At 62.0% G+C, this 19,790-nt stretch carries 17 protein-coding genes and 1 riboswitch; of the genes, 7 read left to right on the forward strand and 10 right to left on the reverse strand.

What is annotated here, in order from left to right:
• Positions 1-13: 13 nt before the first annotated feature.
• Genes KQI82_RS01255 through KQI82_RS01265 form a run of 3 tightly spaced genes read left to right on the forward strand, consistent with a single transcriptional unit; the run spans position 14 to position 3,542 of the window.
• A complete protein-coding gene (locus tag KQI82_RS01255) occupies positions 14-808 on the forward strand; it encodes an FAD binding domain-containing protein (protein ID WP_216557577.1) in 795 nt (264 codons plus the stop codon).
• The gene (locus tag KQI82_RS01260; RefSeq protein ID WP_216557580.1) at positions 796-1,260 is read left to right on the forward strand and encodes a (2Fe-2S)-binding protein; all 465 of its coding nucleotides are present in this window, start codon (positions 796-798) and stop codon (positions 1,258-1,260) included. Before KQI82_RS01255 ends, KQI82_RS01260 begins: the two co-directional genes overlap by 13 nt.
• A complete protein-coding gene (locus KQI82_RS01265) occupies positions 1,257-3,542 on the forward strand; it encodes a xanthine dehydrogenase family protein molybdopterin-binding subunit (protein WP_216557583.1) in 2,286 nt (761 codons plus the stop codon). Before KQI82_RS01260 ends, KQI82_RS01265 begins: the two co-directional genes overlap by 4 nt.
• 88 nt (positions 3,543-3,630) lie before the next feature.
• Here KQI82_RS01265 and KQI82_RS01270 read toward each other — a convergent pair whose 3' ends face one another.
• The 7 genes from KQI82_RS01270 to rsxC form a co-directional block, all read right to left on the reverse strand.
• Entirely contained in the window at positions 3,631-4,242 is a 612-nt protein-coding gene (locus KQI82_RS01270) for a folate family ECF transporter S component (protein ID WP_216557586.1), read from the reverse strand.
• Between the two features lie 85 nt (positions 4,243-4,327).
• A riboswitch (THF riboswitch) is annotated at positions 4,328-4,441 on the reverse strand.
• A gap of 94 nt (positions 4,442-4,535) precedes the next feature.
• A complete protein-coding gene (locus KQI82_RS01275; RefSeq protein WP_216557588.1) occupies positions 4,536-5,417 on the reverse strand; it encodes an RnfABCDGE type electron transport complex subunit B in 882 nt (293 codons plus the stop codon).
• A gap of 11 nt (positions 5,418-5,428) precedes the next feature.
• A complete protein-coding gene (rsxA, locus tag KQI82_RS01280; protein ID WP_216557591.1) occupies positions 5,429-6,016 on the reverse strand; it encodes an electron transport complex subunit RsxA in 588 nt (195 codons plus the stop codon).
• Positions 6,016-6,651 carry an electron transport complex subunit RsxE gene (gene rsxE / locus KQI82_RS01285; protein WP_216557594.1) on the reverse strand — a complete coding sequence of 212 codons (636 nt, stop codon included), beginning with the start codon at positions 6,649-6,651 and terminating at the stop codon, positions 6,016-6,018. The genes rsxA and rsxE overlap by 1 nt, the downstream gene beginning before the upstream one ends.
• 17 nt (positions 6,652-6,668) lie before the next feature.
• Complete coding sequence (locus tag KQI82_RS01290; RefSeq protein WP_216557597.1) at positions 6,669-7,277, reverse strand: RnfABCDGE type electron transport complex subunit G; 609 nt, start codon at positions 7,275-7,277, stop codon at positions 6,669-6,671.
• The gene (locus KQI82_RS01295; RefSeq protein ID WP_216557600.1) at positions 7,274-8,296 is read right to left on the reverse strand and encodes an RnfABCDGE type electron transport complex subunit D; all 1,023 of its coding nucleotides are present in this window, start codon (positions 8,294-8,296) and stop codon (positions 7,274-7,276) included. The genes KQI82_RS01290 and KQI82_RS01295 overlap by 4 nt, the downstream gene beginning before the upstream one ends.
• Positions 8,297-8,300: 4 nt before the next feature.
• Positions 8,301-9,668: an electron transport complex subunit RsxC gene (gene rsxC, locus KQI82_RS01300; RefSeq protein WP_216557603.1), complete on the reverse strand. Its 1,368-nt coding sequence runs from the start codon at positions 9,666-9,668 to the stop codon at positions 8,301-8,303.
• 319 nt (positions 9,669-9,987) lie between these two features.
• Here rsxC and KQI82_RS01305 point away from each other — a divergent pair, with 319 nt between their 5' ends.
• On the forward strand, positions 9,988-10,782 hold the full coding sequence (locus KQI82_RS01305) for a DUF975 family protein (RefSeq protein ID WP_216557606.1): 795 nt from the start codon (positions 9,988-9,990) through the stop codon (positions 10,780-10,782).
• A 143-nt stretch (positions 10,783-10,925) separates the two neighbouring features.
• Here the strand turns inward: KQI82_RS01305 and KQI82_RS01310 are convergent, their stop codons facing one another.
• A complete protein-coding gene (locus KQI82_RS01310) occupies positions 10,926-12,956 on the reverse strand; it encodes a sigma-54 interaction domain-containing protein (protein WP_216557609.1) in 2,031 nt (676 codons plus the stop codon).
• A gap of 202 nt (positions 12,957-13,158) precedes the next feature.
• On the opposite strand from KQI82_RS01310, the gene nhaC reads away from it, so the two are divergent.
• From nhaC to iadA (KQI82_RS01325), 3 genes are read left to right on the forward strand one after another with little or no spacing between them, the layout of a single operon-like run.
• A complete protein-coding gene (nhaC, locus tag KQI82_RS01315) occupies positions 13,159-14,607 on the forward strand; it encodes a Na+/H+ antiporter NhaC (RefSeq protein WP_216557612.1) in 1,449 nt (482 codons plus the stop codon).
• A gap of 3 nt (positions 14,608-14,610) precedes the next feature.
• Entirely contained in the window at positions 14,611-15,780 is a 1,170-nt protein-coding gene (gene iadA / locus KQI82_RS01320; RefSeq protein WP_216557615.1) for a beta-aspartyl-peptidase, read from the forward strand.
• 12 nt (positions 15,781-15,792) lie between these two features.
• On the forward strand, positions 15,793-16,953 hold the full coding sequence (iadA, locus tag KQI82_RS01325) for a beta-aspartyl-peptidase (RefSeq protein WP_216557618.1): 1,161 nt from the start codon (positions 15,793-15,795) through the stop codon (positions 16,951-16,953).
• Positions 16,954-17,211: 258 nt separating this feature from the next.
• Here the strand turns inward: iadA (KQI82_RS01325) and KQI82_RS01330 are convergent, their stop codons facing one another.
• Positions 17,212-18,468 (reverse strand): acetyl-CoA C-acetyltransferase, encoded by a 1,257-nt coding sequence (locus tag KQI82_RS01330; protein WP_216557622.1) that lies wholly within the window; start codon positions 18,466-18,468, stop codon positions 17,212-17,214.
• A 300-nt stretch (positions 18,469-18,768) separates the two neighbouring features.
• The gene (locus tag KQI82_RS01335) at positions 18,769-19,743 is read right to left on the reverse strand and encodes a hypothetical protein (protein WP_216557625.1); all 975 of its coding nucleotides are present in this window, start codon (positions 19,741-19,743) and stop codon (positions 18,769-18,771) included.
• Positions 19,744-19,790: the final 47 nt, after the last annotated feature.

A 19,790-nucleotide genomic window follows, 5' to 3' on the forward strand; every position in this document is an offset into this window, starting at 1 on the left:
AAAGGAGACTTTCATGTTATCTATCCGGGAATATGTATTTGCCGAATCCGTGGAGGAGGCCTGCGCCCTGGTGCGAAAAAGCCCCGCCAACCGGATCATCGGCGGCGGGTGCTGGCTGCGGCTGGAGCGCCGCCCCTATGGGACGCTGGTGGATATAAGCCGCCTGGGCCTGGACCAGATTGAGGAGGCGGACGGATTTTTCCGCATCGGCGGCTGCTGCACCCTGCGGCAGCTGGAACGAAGCGCCCTGCTCCGCAGCCGCTTTGGCTCCCTCTTTGCTGAGTGCACCGCCGGCATTGTGGGCGTGCAGTTTCGAAACTGCGCCACCCTTGGCGGCAGTCTCTACGGCCGGTTCGGCTTTTCCGACCTTGCCACGGCGCTGCTGGCGCTGGAAGCGGAGGTGGATCTTTGCCAGGCCGGGCGCCTTTCCCTGGAGGACTTCCTGAAAACCTTCCGGCACGGGGAACGGGATGTGCTCACTGCCGTCCGCATCCCCGCGGACGCCCGGGCCTCCTTTGCGTCCTTTCGCCTCACCGCCACCGACCTCCCTGTTCTCAATGCCGCCGTAGGCCGCCGGCTGGGGCGGTGGCGCATCGCGGTGGGCGCCCGGCCCGCCGTGGCCGCACTGGCTCCCAAGGCAGCGGAGCAGCTTGCAGCAGGAACGCCGCTTGCGGCCGAAACCGCAGCCCGGGAGCTGCGGTTCGGCTCCAACCTGCGGGGAAGCGCCCAGTATCGCGCCGCACTGTGCCAGGTGCTGGTGGAGCGGTGCATCCAGGCGCAGAAGGAGGAGATGTCATGCGGATCTTGATCACGGTCAACGGACAGCCCTGGCAGGGGGACATCGCCCCCGGGGCCTCTTTGCTGGACTATCTGCGAAGCCGGGGCCTGATGGGCTCCAAGGAGGGCTGCGACACCGGAAGCTGCGGCGCGTGCACGGTCTGGGTGGACGGCATTCCCGTCCTCTCCTGTTCCTATCCCGCGGCCCGGGCGGCCGGCGCCTCTGTCACCACCATCGAAGGCGTGCGGGAAGAAGCTGAGGAGGTGGGCCGGTTTCTCTCCAGGGAGGGCGCCGAGCAGTGCGGCTACTGCAGTCCCGGCCTCATTATGACGGTACTGGCCCTGGAGCGGGAAAACCCCGGCGCCGACGATAGTGAAATCAGCACCTATTTGGCGGGGAACCTCTGCCGCTGTTCCGGTTACGCCGGCCAGCTGACCGCCATCCGCCGGTATCTGCACCGGGAAAGGGGGAATCGGCTGTGAAGACGGTAAACCAGTCCTGCCGGAAAAAGGACGCCGCGGCCCTGACCTGCGGCACGGCCTCCTATACGGACGATCTCTCTCCGTCAGGTAGCCTGTGGGTCAAAGTCCTTCGCAGCCCCCATGCCCACGCGCTCATCCGCTCCATTGACTCCACCGCCGCTTTTGCGGTTCCGGGTGTGGTCTGCGTCCTGACCCACGCCGATCTTCCCAAAATACGCTGCACCTATGCCGGGCAGTGCGCGCCGGAATCCTCGCCCTATGACCGCTACATCCTGGAGGACCGGGTGCGTTATGTGGGCGATCCAGTGGCCATTGTTGCGGCGGAGACGGAACAGGCGACGGAAGCCGCGCTGCGCCGAATCCGGGTGCAATATAAGGTGCTTCCCGCCGTGCTGGATTTCGAGCAGGCCCTGGACGCGCCCGTGGTGGTGCATCCGGAGGCGGATTACCACAACAACGTCCCCATCGGCGGCGACGTAAAACGAAATCTCCTGTGCAGCCACAGCGCGGAGTACGGTGATGTGGACAGGGCGTTTGAGGACTGTGACCTGATTCTGGAGGACACCTTCTACACCCAGGCCGCCGCCCACGCCATGATGGAGACCTTTCGCACCTGCTGCTACTTTGATTATCAGGGAAGGCTGACCATTGTCAGCTCCACCCAGGTGCCTTTCCACATCCGCCGCATTGCCGCGGCGGCTCTGGGCCTGCCCCAGTCCCGGGTCCGGGTGATCAAGCCGCGGGTGGGCGGAGGCTTCGGCGCAAAGCAGTCCATCGTCTCGGAGCTCTTGGCCGCCGCAGTCACCGTGGCCACGGGCCGCCCCGCCAAGCTGGTTTTCACCCGGCGGGAGTGCTTTACCGCCTCCAACAGCCGCCACCAGATGCGGCTTCAGGTGAAGATGGGCGCCACCCGGGACGGCGTGGTCCGGGCCATCGAGCTCTACGCCCTGGGCAACGGCGGCGCCTACGGGGAGCAGTCCTTCCCCACCAGCTTGCTGGTGGGCCACAAAACCATTCCCCTGTACGCCCACGCCGCCTTTCGCCACCGGGCTGATTTTGTCTACACCAACACCATGCCCGCCGGAGCCTGCCGGGGCTTTGGCGCCACCCAGGGATGCTTTGCCGTGGAAAGCATGGCAAACCGCGTGGCCCATGCCCTGGGCCTGGACCCGGCGGAGCTGCGGCTGAAAAACATCCCCCACGCCGGAGAGGTGATGCCGGCCTATTTCGGTGACGTGCTGCAAAGCAGCGGCCTGGACCGGTGCATTGAGACCGGAAAGCGCCTGTTCCGCTGGGACGAGCGCCGCCATGCCCGCAGCGTCGGCGGCGGAAAGGTCCGGGCAGCCGGCATGGCCGTTACCATGCAGGGCTCGGGCGTGCCCATGAAGGACGTCTGCTGCGCCACGGTGCACTTAAATGACAACGGCTACTACACCCTTCACATCGGCGCCACAGACATCGGCACCGGCTGCGACACCATTCTGGCCCAGATGGCGGCGGAAGTGCTGAACTGCTCCGTCGACCAAGTGGTCACCGAGGGCGTGGACACCGACCACTCCCCTTATGATAAGGGCTCCTACGCCTCCAGCACCACCTATGTCACCGGTCAGGCCGTGGTCAAGGCGGCCTCCGCGCTGAAAGAGCAGCTGTTGGAGGAGGGGAGCCGGCGCCTGAATCTTTTACCGGAGCGCTGTGATCTGGACGAAGGCGGTGTCTTTGAGCGGAGCGACCCCTCCCGCCGGCTGAGCCTCCAACAGTTGGGCGCCCAACTGGTTCTGCGGCCGGACTGCCGTTTCCTCACTGCCACCGCCCAGCACTGCTGCACCTATTCGGCGCCCCCCCTGATGGCCGGCTTTGCAGAAGTGGAGGTAGATACGGCCACGGGAAAAGTCTCTGTAACCGACTTTCTTGGGGTAGTGGACTGCGGGACGGTCATCAACCCGGCCCTGGCCACGGTGCAGGCCCAGGGGGGGATTCTGCAGGGGATCGGGATGGCCCTTTATGAAGCCGTCAGCTGTTCGCCTGAGGGAAAGCTGCGCACCAACTCCTTTTTGCAGTACAAGATTCCCGTCCGGCCCGACGCGCCTCCCATCCGGATTGCCTTTGAGCCGGATTGGGAACCAACCGGCCCCTTTGGGGCAAAATCCATCGGCGAGGTGGTCATCAACACGCCCTGCCCCGCCATTGCGGACGCGGTCTTTCAGGCGGTTGGCGTATCCTGCGCCTCCCTTCCCATCACGCCGGAGACGGTATGGCGCGGCATCCGGGAGGGTTCCCAATAACCCTTTTCCCTCCCATCACATCAAAAAAGCTCCCTTGCCGCTTGATGCGGCAGAGGAGCTTTTTTCACCGGTTGGCGGCCGGTTGGCTTTACCAAGGGATGCGGTCGCCCTCCATTTGGGCGGGAATCAGGTGCTGGCGCTGCATGGCCGGCAGCAGCAGCTGGAAGAGCATGACCATCAGAAGAATCTGTACGGGGAGGTACAGAACATTTTTCACCAGACTGGCAGTCATGTAAAAGAGATAGCCCTTGGAGTAGAGGATGGCACTCCAGAGCGAGCCCAGCAGCACATTCTGAATATTGGTCAGCACCTTGGCCAGGATGATACGCTTCACGGTGATCTTGGAGCGATAGAAAAACAGAGCGTAGATGTAGCAGCCCATCATGGTGGTGAGCATATAGCCGGGGAAGTAGGGGTAACCGCCGGAGCTGACGAAAAAGCTCAGCGTATCCTCGGCGGCGGCAAAAATAAGGCAGCCCAACGGCCCGTAGACCAAAGAGCACAGAGCCCTGGCCAAAAACGTGATGCTGATGCTGAGGTTTTCCCCCATGGGAATCTTAAACCGGGAGAGCACGATGCATGCGGCGATCATCAGTGCCGCAAACAGCATGCACCGAAGGTCCCTCAGGCTGACCGCGGCCTCCGTCCAATAGCCCTTGGACAGGGGGGAGGCGAAGAGATGTTTTTCGCGAATGAGCATAAAAATACCTTCCTTCTGTGTGAATTTGGCAGTCCGGAATCCGGAAAACCGCACAGAGGAAGGCGCCACCACATCTCTCATATGCGGCAGCGGGATGCGGAAAGCATACTGCAGATCAAGTCTTTTCGTCCGGTGAACAACTCCCCGTCTCACCGGCACTGGTCCTTGTGAGGACTTACACATGCTTTCCTACTCTGCCTTGTTGCAGTCTATTATAGCTCAGCACCGTCAAATTGCAACCCCTGAACAAAAAAAAGCACCCGGCGGAAAGCCGGGTGCTTTTCAGACAACGGTCAGGACTTGGCGGCAGGCGCTGCCTCTGCGGCAGCCCTGGCCTTTTCCGCCTGGGCCTTCTTAATGGCCTTGTACTTTTCCTTCTCCTCCGCGGAGGCGATGGGCAGTATGGCGTCCCGGGGGCAGACCTTGGTACAGATCTTGCAGCCCTTGCACTTATCGTAGTCGATGACCGCCACGCCGTTCGTCACATTGATGGCGCCGAACTTACACTCCTTCTGGCACAGGCCGCAGCCAATGCAGGAATTGGAGCAGACGCTCATGGCGGCCTTGCCCTTATCCTGGTTGGCACAGGCCACATGGACCTTTTTGGAAGCGGGAACGGAGGTGATCAGCTTCCGGGGGCAGGCGGCGGCGCAGGCCATGCAGCCCGTGCACTTGTCGCTGTCCACCACGGCAGCTCCGTTCGCTCCGATGTGCATGGCGTCAAACTGGCAGGCAGCCACGCAGGAGCCAAAGCCCAGGCAGCCAAAATTACACTCCAGAGAGCCGCCGGCCACCTTGGTGGCGGAAAGGCAGTCCTGCACGCCGCGGTACTCAAAGCGCTTCTTGGCGTTGGTGCCGCCGTTGCAGCGGACAAAGGCCACCTGACGCTCGCCGGAGGGAGCCTCCTGGCCCATGATCCGGGCAATGGCAGCGGCGTTTTCCGCTCCGGCAGGGGCGCAGGCCGTCACAGGGGCCTTGCCCTCCAGAATGGCGGCGGCACAGCCGCCGCAGCCGGGGTAGCCGCAGCCGCCGCAGTTGGCGCCCGCCAGGTGACCAAGGATTTCCTCCAGCCGGGGGTCCTTTTTCACCTCAAACACCTTGGAGGCCACGGCCAGAACCAGGCCAAATACGGCGCCCAGGATGCCGAGCACCAAAATTGCAGCTAAAATATTCATCACGCGCCTCCTTACCAGACCTTCAGGCCGGAGAAGCCCATGAATGCCAGGGCCATCAGACCTGCGGTGATCAGGGCGATGGGAAAGCCCTCGAACGCCTTGGGATAGTCTGCGAACACCAGCCGCTCCCGGATGCTGGCAAAGAGCACGATGGCCAGCAGGAAGCCCAAGCCGCCGGTGATGCCGTAGACCACAGATTCAATGAAGGTGTAGTTGTTCTGGATGTTCAGCAGCGCAACGCCCAGCACCGCGCAGTTGGTGGTGATCAGAGGCAGATAGATGCCCAGGGCGGTATACAGCGCGGGCATGGACTTTTGCAGGAACATCTCAATGAACTGCACCAGGGAGGCGATGACCAGGATGAAGGCCACGGTCTGCATGTACATCAGGTCAAAGCGCACCAGGATGAACTGGTTCACCGCCCAGGTGATGGCGGATGCAAGGCCCATGACGAAGGTCACGGCGATGCCCATGCCCACGGCGGTATCCACTTTCTTGGACACGCCCAAGAACGGGCAGATACCTAAGAACTGGGAGAAGATAAAGTTATTGACCAGGATTGCTCCCAGTGTGATGGAAAGAAGTTTTTCCCATTCCATTACTTGCTTTCCTCCTTCTTTTTGGACTTGGCAAGCGCCCACTGCATGGCCGCGATCAGGCAGCCCAGCACCAGGAAGCCGCCCACGGGCATCGTCAGCATACCAGCGGGAAACTGGGCGGGCAGGATCTGAATGCCCTTGGCTTCAGGCCCTAAGAGCCCGGCGCCGAAGGTGCCGGCGCCCAACAGCTCGCGGACAATGCTCATAATCATCAGCACGGCGGTGTAGCCGATGCCCTGGCAGATGCCGTCCACCGCAGAGGCCAGCACGCCGTTTTTGTAGGAAAAGGACTCCGCGCGGCCCAGGATGATGCAGTTCACCACGATCAGGGGGATGAACACGCCCAGGGAGTTCGCCACATCCGGCAAAAAGGCCTGGAGCAGCAGATCCACGCAGGTGACAAATCCGGCGATGACCACGATGAACATGGCGATGCGGATCTTGTCAGGCACCACCTTGCGGATGGCGGCGATGACGATGTTGGAGAGCGTCAGAATGATAAGCACGCTGACGCCCATGCCCAGGCCGTTCATAAAGGACGTGGTGATGGCCATGGCGGAACACATGCCCAAAACCTGGACCAGGACGGGGTTGTTGGTAATCAGACCCTCTTTAAACTGCTTTTTAAAATTCATGATTCCACTCCCCTCTCTCAGCCGATCTGGCCGGCCGCGGCCAGCGCGCCGTTGACGCCGGTGGTGACGCCTCTGCTGGACACGGTGGCGCCGGAGATGGCGTCCACGTTGGCCCCCACCTCAAGCTGGCCGTCCGCGGCGTTCTTTCCGGCGAACTGATCAAGGACGCCGTTTTCGTTGTCCATGACCTTGGTGCCGATGCCGGAGGTTTCAGAGTGGTTCACAATGGATACGCCGGTGACGGCGCCCTCGGCGTCCACGCCGACCACCATTTCAATGTTGCCCTGGGAGCCGGAGGCCACCACCTTAAAGGCATGGCCGATCAGCGCGCCGCCGTCCTTGGCCTCATAGACCTCCTTCAGCGTGGCGCCGGTGGCGGCGACCGCCCCTTTCATATCGTCGGTGAGTTCCATCTTGGGGAACTCAGGGGCGGACGCGCTCTGGAACACAGAGGACAGCGCCGCATTGGTCTTTTCCAGATTGATCTGCTCAATGGGCCCCTTGGTCACGCTGTTGACCAGGCCCAGAAGGCCCGCCACGATGATGCAGGTGACCAGCAGCGTCACGGTCAGCTTGATGAGGTACTTGGGATCCATGTCCACTTTTTCTTTGACTTGCGCACTCATTTTGCAGCCGCCTCCTTCTTCTTGTCGGATTTCACGACGCCAAAACGAGCGGGCTTGACGTTCTTGTCAATCAGGGCCACCAGCAGGTTCATAACCATAATGGAGTAGCAGACGCCTTCGTTGTAGGAGCCGAAATAACGGATAAACACAGTGAACAGTCCGCAGCCGATGCCGAAGATCAGCTGTCCCTTGTGGGTGACGGGCGAGGTGGCGTAGTCGGTGGCCATGAAAAAGGCGCCCAACATCAGTCCGCCGCCCAAAATGTTGTAGAGCATCCACTCCATGGCGCTGCCGCCCTTGGGGAAGAGATAGGTCAGCACGGCCACGGTGCCGATGTAAGCCACAGGGGTGTGCCAGGTGATTACCTTGCGGATGATCAGGTACACGCCGCCCAACAGCAGCATCAGCGCGGAGACCTCGCCCAAGGAGCCGCCGATGGTGCCCACGAACATGTCGTTGATGCTGACTCCGGCCGCCTTCAGGCCCTCGAGATCACCGCCGTGGAGGTACTTCATGGGGGTGGCGGCGGTCACGGCGTCCGCCGCAGAGCCAAAAATGCCCAACTTGGAGCCGGGGGCAATCCAGGTGGTCATGACGCTGGCATAGCTGCCCAGCAAAAAGGCCCGGCCGGCCAGGGCGGGGTTGATGAAGTTCTTGCCGATGCCGCCGAAAAGCTGCTTGACCACCACGATGGAGAAGAAGTCCCCGATGAGGATCATCCAATAGGGGGTGGGGGGGGGGCACACGAACGCGATGAGCATACCGGTGACCACAGCGGACAGGTCGCCGATGGACTGGGGCTTCTTCAGCACCTTGCGGTAGGCCCACTCCCAGAATATACAGCCGATCACGCTGATTGCGGTCAGCGTCAGCGCGCCCCAGCCGAAATTGTAAACGGCGAAGGCCAGGGCGGGGATCATGGCGATGATCACATCCAGCATGATGGACTTGGTGTTCTCAGCGGAGCGGATGTGGGGAGAAGAAGTCGCAATCAGCTTCAAATTTTTGTAGTCTGTCATTTGTTTACGCCTCCTTCTTCTCTTCCGCGGCCTTCTTGGCCGCCTCGGCGGCAGCCCGCTCGGCGGCAGCCTTGTTCTTCACCAGCTGCTTGCCGGTTTTGAACATGTGGGTCAGATGCATGCGGGCGGGGCAGACGTAGGCGCAGGCGCCGCACTCCATGCAGTCCATGATGTTGGCCTCGTTCAGCTCATCCACCATGCCCTTGGCAGCATACTGATATAAAAAGAGGGGCTCAAGGTGCACCGGACAGGCGTCCACACACTTGCCGCAGCGGATGCACTGGGGATTCTCCACGGTCTGCTCCTCGTCCTCGCAAAAGGCCAGGACGGAGCCGGTGCCCTTGGCCACGGAGATGTCCGCGGTATACTGGGCCATACCCATCATGGGGCCGCCGGCGATGATCTTATAGGTGCCGTCCTTCAGCCCACCGCAGGCATCAAAGAGTTTGGATACCGGCGTGCCGATGGGGCACTCCAAGTTCTTGGGCTCCACCACGCCGGAGCCGGAGACGGTAACCACCTTCCTCACCACGGGCATACCGGTGGTGATGGCCCGGTAGATGGCGCAGGTGGTGTTGATATTGAACACGGCGCAGCCGATATTGGAGGGCAGTCCTCCCGGGGGCACCTGCTTGCCGGTGATGGCCTGACAGAGCTGTTTTTCACCGCCCTGGGGATAGCGGCAGCGCAGGGACTCCACCACCACGGGGGCCTTCTTCTCCGAGATGACCTTATTCATGGCGTCGATGCCGTTTTGCTTGTTGTCCTCCACGCCGATGACCACCTTGTCCACACCGAACATTCTGGCCAGATAGGCGGCGCCGCCGATGATCTCCTCCGGCCGCTCCAGCATGGCCCGGTGGTCGCCGGTGATGTAGGGCTCGCACTCGGCGCCGTTGATGATAACGGTATCCACCTTGCCCAGTCCGCCGGAAATCTTGACGTGGGTGGGGAACGTGGCGCCGCCCATGCCCACGATGCCCGCGTTCTTGACGATCTCCACCATCTCGTCCACGCTGAGAGCCTCCGGGTCCGCCGGAGCGTGGACCTCTTCGCTGATCTCGTCCTGAAAATCGTTTTCGATGATTACGGACGTGATGTCGCCGCCCATGGAATAGGGGCGGGGCTCCACAGCCCTGACCGTACCGGAAACGCTGGCATGGATCGGGGCTCCCAAGCCGTGGAACTCACCGATCTTCTGGCCAATCTTCACGCGGTCTCCAGCCTTGACAAGCGGCGTGCACGGTGCACCAAAGTGCATCGACATGGGAATCACCACTTCTGCCGGGGCGGGCAGCTGTTCGATGGCCTTTTCATTGGTAGCGGCCTTCATGTCGTGGGGATGAACGCCGCCAAAGAAAGCTTGTGCCATTGTCTTCACCTCATTTTTCTCCTGGGCAGCCACGCTGCCCCATACTGTGCTAAATCATACACCAATTTCAGGTGGTTGTCCATACGTTTCCGGCGATTTCCTGTCGGATTCGTGAAACTTTTGTCACATTTTTTGTAACAGACAATCCTTTTCTTCCTCCACTTTTCCGGTAAGATTTCAAATTTTACCTTTCGAAACATGTCTTGCCATTTCCCCCAATCTGTGATACGCTACCAGGAAACAGATACTGTTTGCGCGGCGCCGGAACCGTGCCGCCGCTGAATAAGAGAGCTGCCCGCCGCGGGCACAGGAGGTTTTCATGTACATTGATCGTCGCCGTCTGAAAGAGGAAGCCAAGTCCATTCTCCAGGGGGCCAGCGTCTCCCCCATTGCCATCACGGCGCTGTATCTTGCCATCTGCCTGGGGCTGGATACACTGGACAGTGTGGTTTCCGGAGGCGCCATGGCGGTGCTCTCAGGCGCCGGGATGCTGCCCACCTTCATCACCATTTTTGTCTATCTGGTGGAGCTTGTATTGGGCATGGGGCTGACCGTCTACTGCCTTGGCGTGCGCCACAGCGTGCACATGGAGCTGTCCACTCTTTTTGACGGATTCTCCTTTGTGGGAAAGATCATCCTGCTGTTTCTTGCAGAGGGCGTCTTCATCTCCCTGTGGTCCATGCTGTTCTTTTTCCCCGGTATTGTGGCTATGTACCGCTACCGCTTTGCCTTTTACAATCTCTGTGAGGACCCGTCTCTCAGCGCCTTTGACGCCCTGAATATGAGCAAACGCCAGACCAGCGGCTATAAGCTGTCCCTTCTGACGCTGGACCTCTCCTTCATCGGATGGGGCTTTTTGATGACGCTGCCCTATACCGTGGTCAACAGCATGATCTTGAATGATGTGGCGATGCCTCTGTCCCTGCCGGTGCTGACGGTGATCTGCGGCGTGCTCTCCGGCTTGGTGGCCCTGTGGGTCCGCCCCTATCTGATCACCACCAACCTGGGCTACTATGAGCTGGCCAAGGCCAGCAGCGGCGTGGGCCGGGGATACGGCAGCTCCGATCCGCTCAGCGGCGACTCCGGTGAACCGTGGGACAACGATACCTTATAATATATTGAGCACTTCCTGCGGACATGCAAAAAAGGAGCGGCGAGAACGCCGCTCCTTCTCTTTTTGCCGCTTTTGTCCCCCTCTTCCATCCGGTCCGCGCCTTAAAAAGCGCTCTCCGGGACAAAAGAGGTTTTGCCCCAGGCTCAAAGCTGCTTCTCCCGGGCCCTCCAGCGGCGGAGCAGCTCCTGGCCCGCAGCCTGCAAAAAAGTTCCCCGCCCGGTCACCGCGTTTACAAGGCCCCTGTCCTTCAGCCGGCCCACCAGGCCCTTGACCTGGCTCTCGCTGAGGGACAGTCCATACTCTTCCGCCAGCTCCCGGGTCAGGACCTGGCGGGAGAATCGGTAGGGCGGGCGGTCCAGCAGCTCCAGCACCGCCCGGACGCTCCGGGGATCGTCCGTCTCCTGCTGTGCCTCCTGCGTCCCCTGCCCTTCCTGCGCCTCCCGCGCCCCGTCCGAGTGGGAGAGGGGGTGGAGTACGCCGGGAAGCCGGTCCGGCCAATTGGGGTCGAAGCGGGCAAAGTTGGAGACATACTCCGCCACATTGCGCAGCTCCCGCACATTGCCCGGCCAGGGGTAGTCCTCTATCTCCGTCCGGACCTGCCGGGAAAGCTCCCCGCCGTCCACACGGAACTCCTTCAGGAAGTGAGAGAACAGGGGGAGGATGTCCTCCCTCCTGCGCCGCAGCGGCGGCAGATACAGCGGCAGCACATTGAGCCGGTAGTACAGGTCCTCCCGGAACTCCCGGCGCTCCACCAGCGCCCCCATGTCCTGATTGCTGGCGGCGATGATCCGCACGTCCACGGGAATCAGCTTGCTCCCTCCCACCGGAAGCACCTTCCGCTCCTGAATGACCCGAAGCAGCTTTTTCTGCAGCTCCAGCGGCGCATCGCCGATCTCATCAAGAAAAATCGTGCCCTTGTGTGCCAGCTCAAAAAGCCCCTTTCTGCCGCCCCGCCGGGCGCCGGTGAAGGCGCCGTCGGCGTAGCCGAACAGCTCCGACTCGCTGAGAGAAAGGGAGATGGAGGCGAAGTTCACCGCTACAAACGCCCCGTTCCGCCTGGGCGATGCGTTGTGGATGGCCTGGGCCAGCAGCTCCTTGCCGCTGCCCGACTCCCCGTGGAGGAACACGGTGGACTCCCCCCGGGCAAACTCCCGGGCGGTTTGAATCAGCTCTCCCATGGCCGCTGAGCGGTAGATGATGTCTTTAAACTCATATTTGGCCGCCAGCCCCTTTTCCGTCAGGGCCCGGCGGTAGCTGTTTTCGATGCGCTCAATCTTCTTCACATCCCGCAGCATAACAATGGTGGTCCGCTCCCGGCCGCCGGAGGAGGATATCCGCTCCACATAATAGCTGTCGCTGCCGGTGCGGTGGAAAAAGTGCGGATCCTCCCCGTGGGCGCGCAGCTCCTCCACCAGGGCCCGCAGGCGGCCTTCCCCGGATCCCAGCATCTTCTCTGCCATGGGATTGATGAAAATCGGGCGCATCTGCTGATCCAGCACCAGGACGCCGTCCTCCATCAGGGCGATAATTTTTTGTAAATCCTCGGAAGTATGGGCATACTTGATATGGAGTTTCGCCAAATCCTGGGTCAGCCGGATCATCGGACGGATGTTTCCGGCGGTCAGCGTTCCACGCAGCTGCTCATAGAGACCCAGCTCCCTGGCAATAAGGACGCAGGCCTCCATGCTGAGCAAGCGGCTGTGGAGGTCCGTCACGGAGCGGTACTCTCCCGGCGGCACCGCGTCCATCTCCCCAAAGGTGATCGCATACGGGCAGTTTTTCCGGTACTCCCGGATCCCCGGGTAATAGGGGTGGTAGCGCAGCCCCTCCACCTCATAGAGTTCCATCTGCTCGATAGCCTCCTCCGTCAGCTCCCGGGTGGTGTTCACCACCAGTACATCGGAGTCGGCGGGGAGGGCAAACAGCCGCCGCACCTGATCCGGGTTCACCGCCCGGTCCGCCACCAGCACCCGGGTTCCGGGCCGAACGTACCGGATCAACTCCTCCATCTGGCGGGAAATCACCACCAGGTCGGCGTCCACCGAGCCCTCCGCCACCATGGGCCCGGCTATTACCACCTTCACCCTGGCCACCTCGCCGAAGATCTCCCGCATCTGCTTCCCGGTGTGAAGAGCGGTCCCCTGGTCCCGCAACAGGATCGTCAAGCGTTTCATCTTCATCCCTCCCATTGGATTGTACCATTTTTTGTCCGATATTGTCTATCTTTAGTTAAAATAATCAGGACAAACTTTTATCAACTCCCTGTTTTTCTGGTTTTTATAAATTGGCACGCATTTTGCTAAATAAAGAATGCGCCGCGCGGAGCGCTGCGGCCCCAAGTTCTGATGATAGATCAAAGAGAAAAGGAGAATTGCCATGAAAGAGAAAAAAGTCCGCCAGAAGCGCAAGCCCACCCTGCTGGAAGCGCTGATCCCCATCATCGCCATGCTGGTGATCCTGTTTTACGGCAAGGGATTGAAGGGCTGGTCCACTGAACCGCTGCTGATTGTGGTGGCGGCCATTGCCGCCCTGATTGCTGTCCGGGTGGGCTGCACCTGGGACGAGATGCTCAATGAAATTTCCAATAAGATCGCCAAGGGCATGCCCGCCATTTTGATTCTGATTTCCGTGGGCGCCCTCATCGGCACCTGGAAGGCCTCCGGCACCATTCCCATGATGATCTACTACGGCATCCAGATCGTCAACCCCAAGTTTTTGCTGGTCACGGCGTTTTTGATCTGCGCCCTTGTCTCCATCGTCACCGGCACTTCCTGGGGCTCCGTGGGCACCATGGGCGTGGCCCTGATGGGCATTGCCTCCGGCCTGAACGTGTCCCTACCCGCCACCGCCGGCGCCGTCATTGCCGGCTCCTATTTCGGCGATAAGCTTTCCCCCCTGTCCGACACCACCAACCTTGCGCCCATTGCCGCCGGCAGCGAGCTCTACAGCCACATCAAGCACATGCTCTGGACCACCATCCCCGCCACCGTGGTCTCCCTGATCGTCTACGCCATCGTGGGCTCCGGCACCGGCGTTGCCGCCGTGCCCAACCCCGAGACCGTGGAGACCATGCTCTCCACCCTTGACACCATGTACAACTGGAACATCCTTCTGCTGCTGCCCGCCGTCATCATTCTGGCCGGGTCCGTAATGAAGCTGCCCACCATCCCCGTCATGTTAGGGTCCTCGGCCGTGGCGGGCGTCATGGCCTTTGCCTTCCAGCACATCTCCCTGGCCAACATCCTCTCCTCCACCGTGGGCGGCTTCGACGTCTCCATGGTCACCGCAGAGGGTTTTGACCCCTCCGCCGTCATCTGGGAGGTCACCCGCCTTATCAACGGCGGCGGCATGACCAGCATCATGTCCACCACGCTGCTGGTCTTCTGTGCGTTCTGCTTTGCCGGCATCATGAGCTGCGCCGGATGCCTGGACGTGGTGCTGGAGAACCTGCTGAGCGTGGTCAAGTCCACCGGCGGCTTGATCGCCAGCACCGTGGTGGCCTGCCTAACCATGGCCCTGACCACCGGCAACTCCTATCTCTCCATCCTGATCCCCGGCGAGATGTTCCGCGACGCCTATAAGAAGCGGGGCCTGGCCGCGGTCAACCTCTCCCGCACCCTGGAGGACGCCGGCACCGTGGCCGTGCCCATTGTCCCCTGGTCCGCGGCGGGCGCCTATATGACCGCCACCCTGGGCGTGGAGACCCTGGAGTATCTGCCCTGGGCCGTGCTGTGCTATACCGGATTCCTGTTTGCCATCTTCTACGGCTTCACCGGCATCGGCATCAAAAAGCTGACACCGGAGGAAATGGCAAAGGAGGACTGATCCATGCTCCTGATCCGTTCCGCGGACGTCTATTCGCCTGAGCACATCGGCGTCCGGGACCTGCTGATTGCCCAGGGCGTCATTTTGGCCATGGAGGAGCACATTGACCTGAGCTGCTCCGCCCTGAAGGTGGAGGAGATCGACGCCTCCGGGCTCATCGCCTGCCCGGGTCTGGTGGACCAGCATCTCCACGCCATTGGAGGCGGCGGCGAGGCGGGTCCCTACAGCCGCACCCCGGAGGTACAGCTCTCCACCGTCATCAGCTCCGGTGTCACCACGGTCATCGGCGTACTGGGCACCGACGGCACCTCCCGCCACGGCGAAAGTCTGCTGGCTAAGGTCCGGGCCCTGGAGGCCGAGGGCATCAGCGCCTATATGCTCACCGGCTCCTACGAGCTGCCGGTGCACACCATGACCGGGGACGTCCGCCGGGACATCATCCTTGTCGACAAGGTGTTAGGCGTGGGGGAGATCGCACTTTCGGACCACCGCAGCTCCCAGCCCACTCTCAGCGAGCTCAAGCGCCTGGTGACCCAGGCGCGCCTGGGCGGCATGCTCTCCGGCAAGGCCGGCGTGGTGCAGTTCCACATGGGTGTGGGGGAGGCGGGCCTCTCCATGCTCTTCCGCCTTCTGGACGAGACGGAGATTCCGGCCCGCCACCTGATCCCCACCCACGTCAACCGCTCCGCCCGGCTGATGGAGGAGGGCATGGCCTTTGCCAAACAGGGCGGTTATATCGACCTGACCTCTGGCATTCGGGCCTGCGACGGGTTTGAAGGCTGCGTCTCCCCCGCCGCGGCCATCCGGCTGTGCCTGGAGGGCGGCGTGCCCATGAGCCATGTGACCATGAGCTCCGACGGCAACGGCTCCATGGCGGTCCACGATGAGCAGGGCCATGTCCGGCGGCTGCTGGTGGTCCCCCAGTCCTCTTTGCTTGAGGAGCTGCGCGCCGCCGTCACGGAGCAGGCTGTCCCTCTTGAGACGGCCCTTGGCGTGTGCACCCGGAACGTGGCGGAGGCCAACGGCCTGTATCCGGCCAAGGGCGCGCTGCGCCCCGGCTCCGACGCCGACCTTCTGCTGCTCAATCCCGACTTTACCCTCTCCACCGTGGTCGCCCGCGGACGCGTTATGCTCCAAAGGGGACAGCTTCTGGTCAGGGGTACATTTGAATAGGAGGAAACAAGCTTGAAACTGTTCCAAAACGCCGATGTCTATGCGCCATCTCACCTTGGGAAAAAAGATATTCTTGTGGAGGGCGGCCGCATCGCGCGCATCGACGACGCCATCACGGACTATGACAGCGCCCCGGATGTGGAGCGCTTTGACCTGGGCGGAAAGCGCCTGGTGCCCGGCTATATCGACCTCCATGTCCACGTGACCGGCGGCGGCGGTGAGCAGGGGCCGGCCTCCCGGACGCCGGAGGCCTCCATCTCCACTTTGCTGGACTGCGGCGTCACCACCGTGGTGGGCCTTTTGGGCACCGACGGCATCTCCCGCAGTTTGGAGAATCTGCTGGCCAAGACCCGGGCATTGACCGAGGAAGGGCTGACCTGCTATATGCTCACCGGCTCCTACGGCTGGCCCACCACCACCCTCACCGGCAGCGTGGAGCGGGATATGGTGCTCATCCCCGAGATTATCGGCGCCAAGATCGCCGTATCCGACCACCGCAGTTCCAACCCCCAGGGCGAGGATCTGATCGCCCTGGCCACCGCGGTCCGCCGCGCCGGGCTGCTGGCCCCCTGCTGCGGCCTGCTGACCATGCACATGGGCAGCGGCAAAGGCCGGCTGGACCCCGTGTTCTATGCCCTGGACCACTCCGATGTGCCCGCCAAGACCTTCCTGCCCACCCACATGAACTTCCGCGGCAGAGAACTGATGGACGACGGCATCCGCCTGGTGAAGATGGGCGGAACCATGGACTTTACCGCCGGCGGCACCATGGAGGAAAACGTCACCCTGGCCGGTCACATCCGCTACTGCCTGGAGCAGGGCATGCCCCTTTCCGGCCTCACTGTCTCCAGCGACGGCTACGGCAGCCAGCCCCGGTTCAATGAGAAGGGCGAGTGCGTCGGTCTGACCTACTCCACTCCCCGGGGGCTCCACCAGCTGATCCAGGCCCTGGTATGTCAGGAGGTGCTGCCTTTGGAGGACGCGCTGACCCTGGTTACTGCCAACCCCGCAGGGGTTCTGGACAAAAGCGGCGTCAAAGGTTCCGTGGTCCCCGGCGCCGACGCGGACTTCGTGATCTACGGTCAGGATTTCTCCGTGGAGAGCGTGGTGGCCAAGGGAGAGCGGGCCGTCTGGGAAGGACGGCACCTGATCCGCGGCCGGTTTGAGGCATAAATTCACCATTACGGGACGCGCAATTCGGCCAGGCCCATCAAAAAGCGGTTTGATGGGGAGCTGATCTCCCTGCTGCTTGCCCTGAGCCGTTGGGAGTTTGAGCCGGATCGGCTGGCGGATTTCCTGCCGGTTCTCTGCAGCAGCAACCTGGAGGCCCTGCGCGCGCAGCTCAGGAGCATGGCAGCGGGGTAATTGGTGCTTTACGGCCAAAAGAGGCGTCCGGCTTAAGCCGGACGCCTCTTTTTCAGGGTGAAGCAATCAGCACTTTTCAAACACAGTGGCAACGCCCATTCCGCCGCCGATGCACAGCGTGGCCAGACCCTTCTTGGCCTCGGGACGCTTCTGCATCTCGTGGAGCAGCGTGACAATGATGCGTGCGCCGGAGGCGCCCACAGGGTGGCCCAGGGAGATGGCGCCGCCGTTGACATTGACCTTGCTCATGTCAAAGTGCAGCTCGCGGGCCACGGCAACAGACTGGGCGGCAAAGGCCTCGTTGGCCTCCACCAGGTCGATGTCCTCGATGGTCACGCCGGCCTTGGCCATGGCCTGACGGGAGGCGGGGACAGGGCCCACGCCCATGATCTTGGGATCCACACCGCCCTGGCCCCAGCCAACTAACTTGGCCATGGGCTTCAAACCGTACTTCTCCACAGCCTCGCCGGAGGCCAGCACGATGGCGGCGGCGCCGTCGTTGATGCCGGAGGCGTTGGCAGCGGTGACGCGCTGGGTGCCCTTGTCGGCGGCATCCTGCACGCCGGTGGGCTCAAAGGTATGGACCACCTGGGGGTTGGGAGACTCGGGGCCGATGGGGAAGGCGCCCTTCAGCTTGGCAATGCCCTCGGCGGTGACGCCGGCCCGGGGGAACTCATCCACCTTGAAGTCCACGATCTCCTTCTTGACCTTCACGGGGACCGCGACGATTTCATCGTCAAACCGGCCTGCCTTCTGGGCGGCCTCGGTCTTCTGCTGGGAGGAGGCGGCAAACTCATCCAACTCCTGGCGGGTGATGCCCCAGATGTCGCAGATGTTCTCAGCGGTGGTGCCCATGTGATAGTTGTTGTAAGCGTCCCACAGGCCGTCCTTGATCATGGTGTCCACAAGCTTCTTGTCGCCCATGCGGGCGCCCCAGCGGGCGTCCATGGAGGCAAAGGGAGCGGCGCTCATGTTCTCGGTGCCGCCGCAGACCACCACGTCGGAGTCACCGGCCAGGATGGAGCGGGCGCCCTCGATAACGGACTTCATACCGGAGCCGCAGACCATGCCCACCGTGTAGGCGGGAACGCTGTAAGGGACGCCGGCCTTGATGGCCACCTGGCGGGCCACGTTCTGTCCCTGGGCGGCGGTCAGGATGCAGCCAAACATCACCTCGTCCACCTGCTCAGGGCTGACGCCGGCGCGGTTCAGCGCTTCTTTCACCACGATGGCGCCCAAATCGGCGGCAGGGGTGTTCTTCAGTGCGCCGCCAAAGGAACCAATTGCGGTTCTGCAGCAGTTGACAACATACAGATCTTTCATGATTGTCCTCCATTTTTAAAAATTCATCCGGTATCAAAGCGTACCAGTGCTATTAGAGCCAGTGTATCACAGTTGCCGTGTCGTTTCAAACCGTCTGACGGGAATTTCATGCTGTTTCTTGCGGTTTTCCTTCAGGTATACGATTACTTTTGTTAAATTATTATCAAACTCTTACAGTGGCTATTATACAGAAGAATCCTTTTCCCGTCAAGGGCGTGTTGGTCCTCCCCTCAAATTTTGTTAAATAATTGACAAATACCCCCTGGTTTTCGTCAACTTGACGAAAACCAGGGGGACCGTTTACAGCTTTTCCCGAAGGGCGGTCACCTTTTCATAGTAGGAGGCGGCGTCAATGGTGTCCCAGGTGTCGGCATAGGTGATCTCCGCCTCTTCCGCGGCCCGGCTCAGCGCCTCATCAAAAAAGGCCCCGGCCGCCGCCGATTCCTCCAGGGGCTGGCGCAGCAGCACAAAGACTCCCTCCGCCGTCTCCGCCGCGCCGCAGCTCCCCTCCGCGATCGCAGCCGCCTGGGCACACAGCGCGTCCTCCGGCGTCAGCGTGACGCTCTGGGCGCTCTCGCCGCCCAGAGCGGCGGTGGCCTCTGCAAAGGGCCTGCCGCCGTTGACGGACGCGGCGATCTCGTCGGCCCTGGCCCGGGCGCTCTTTCCCGCCGCGGCGGGCACGGCGCACCAGCTGACAGTGGCGCAGCGGGCCTTATACTCCTCCAGACTGCTGCCCTCGGGGCAGAGCGACGAGGTGGGATAAGCCTCTTTCAGGTGGCCGTAGAGATAGTAGTCCGCGCTGAGGGAGTCGGCGCTCTCCCGGTCCAGACCCATGGAAGCCAGCCGGGTAAGGTATTGCTCCTCGCCGCCGTATTGCTGGGCGTTGGCCGCAAACTGGCCGTCGATGGCGGTTTGGTCCTCAGCCGTCAACCCGCATCCCGCCTGGCGGGCCCACTGCTCCACCACGGCGTAGAGGGCTGTGCGGCGCAGGGCCTCCTCTTTTACGTAGTCCGCAAGCGTACCGCTCTCCCGCTCCTCGCTCCAGTCCAGACCATCGCCCAGGGCCTGGGCCGCATAGTCGCAGGTGTAGGTCAGCCAGTAAAAATACCGCTGCGCCGCCACATCCTGTCCGTTGACCGTCAGCAGCACCGCGTCGGGGCAGATGCCGGAGGCGTCGTAGTACAGCCCTTCTTTAACCGTACCGCCTCCGGAGGCTCCGCAGGCCGTCAGGCAAACCGCCGCCAACGCGCACGCCGCGGCCAGAAATCGTTTCATATGGTTGATTCCGCTCCTTCCAGATCACTCCGGCGCGGACAGACCGC

Source organism: Dysosmobacter acutus (genome assembly GCF_018919205.1).
Classification (GTDB): Bacteria; Bacillota; Clostridia; order Oscillospirales; family Oscillospiraceae; genus Oscillibacter; species Oscillibacter acutus.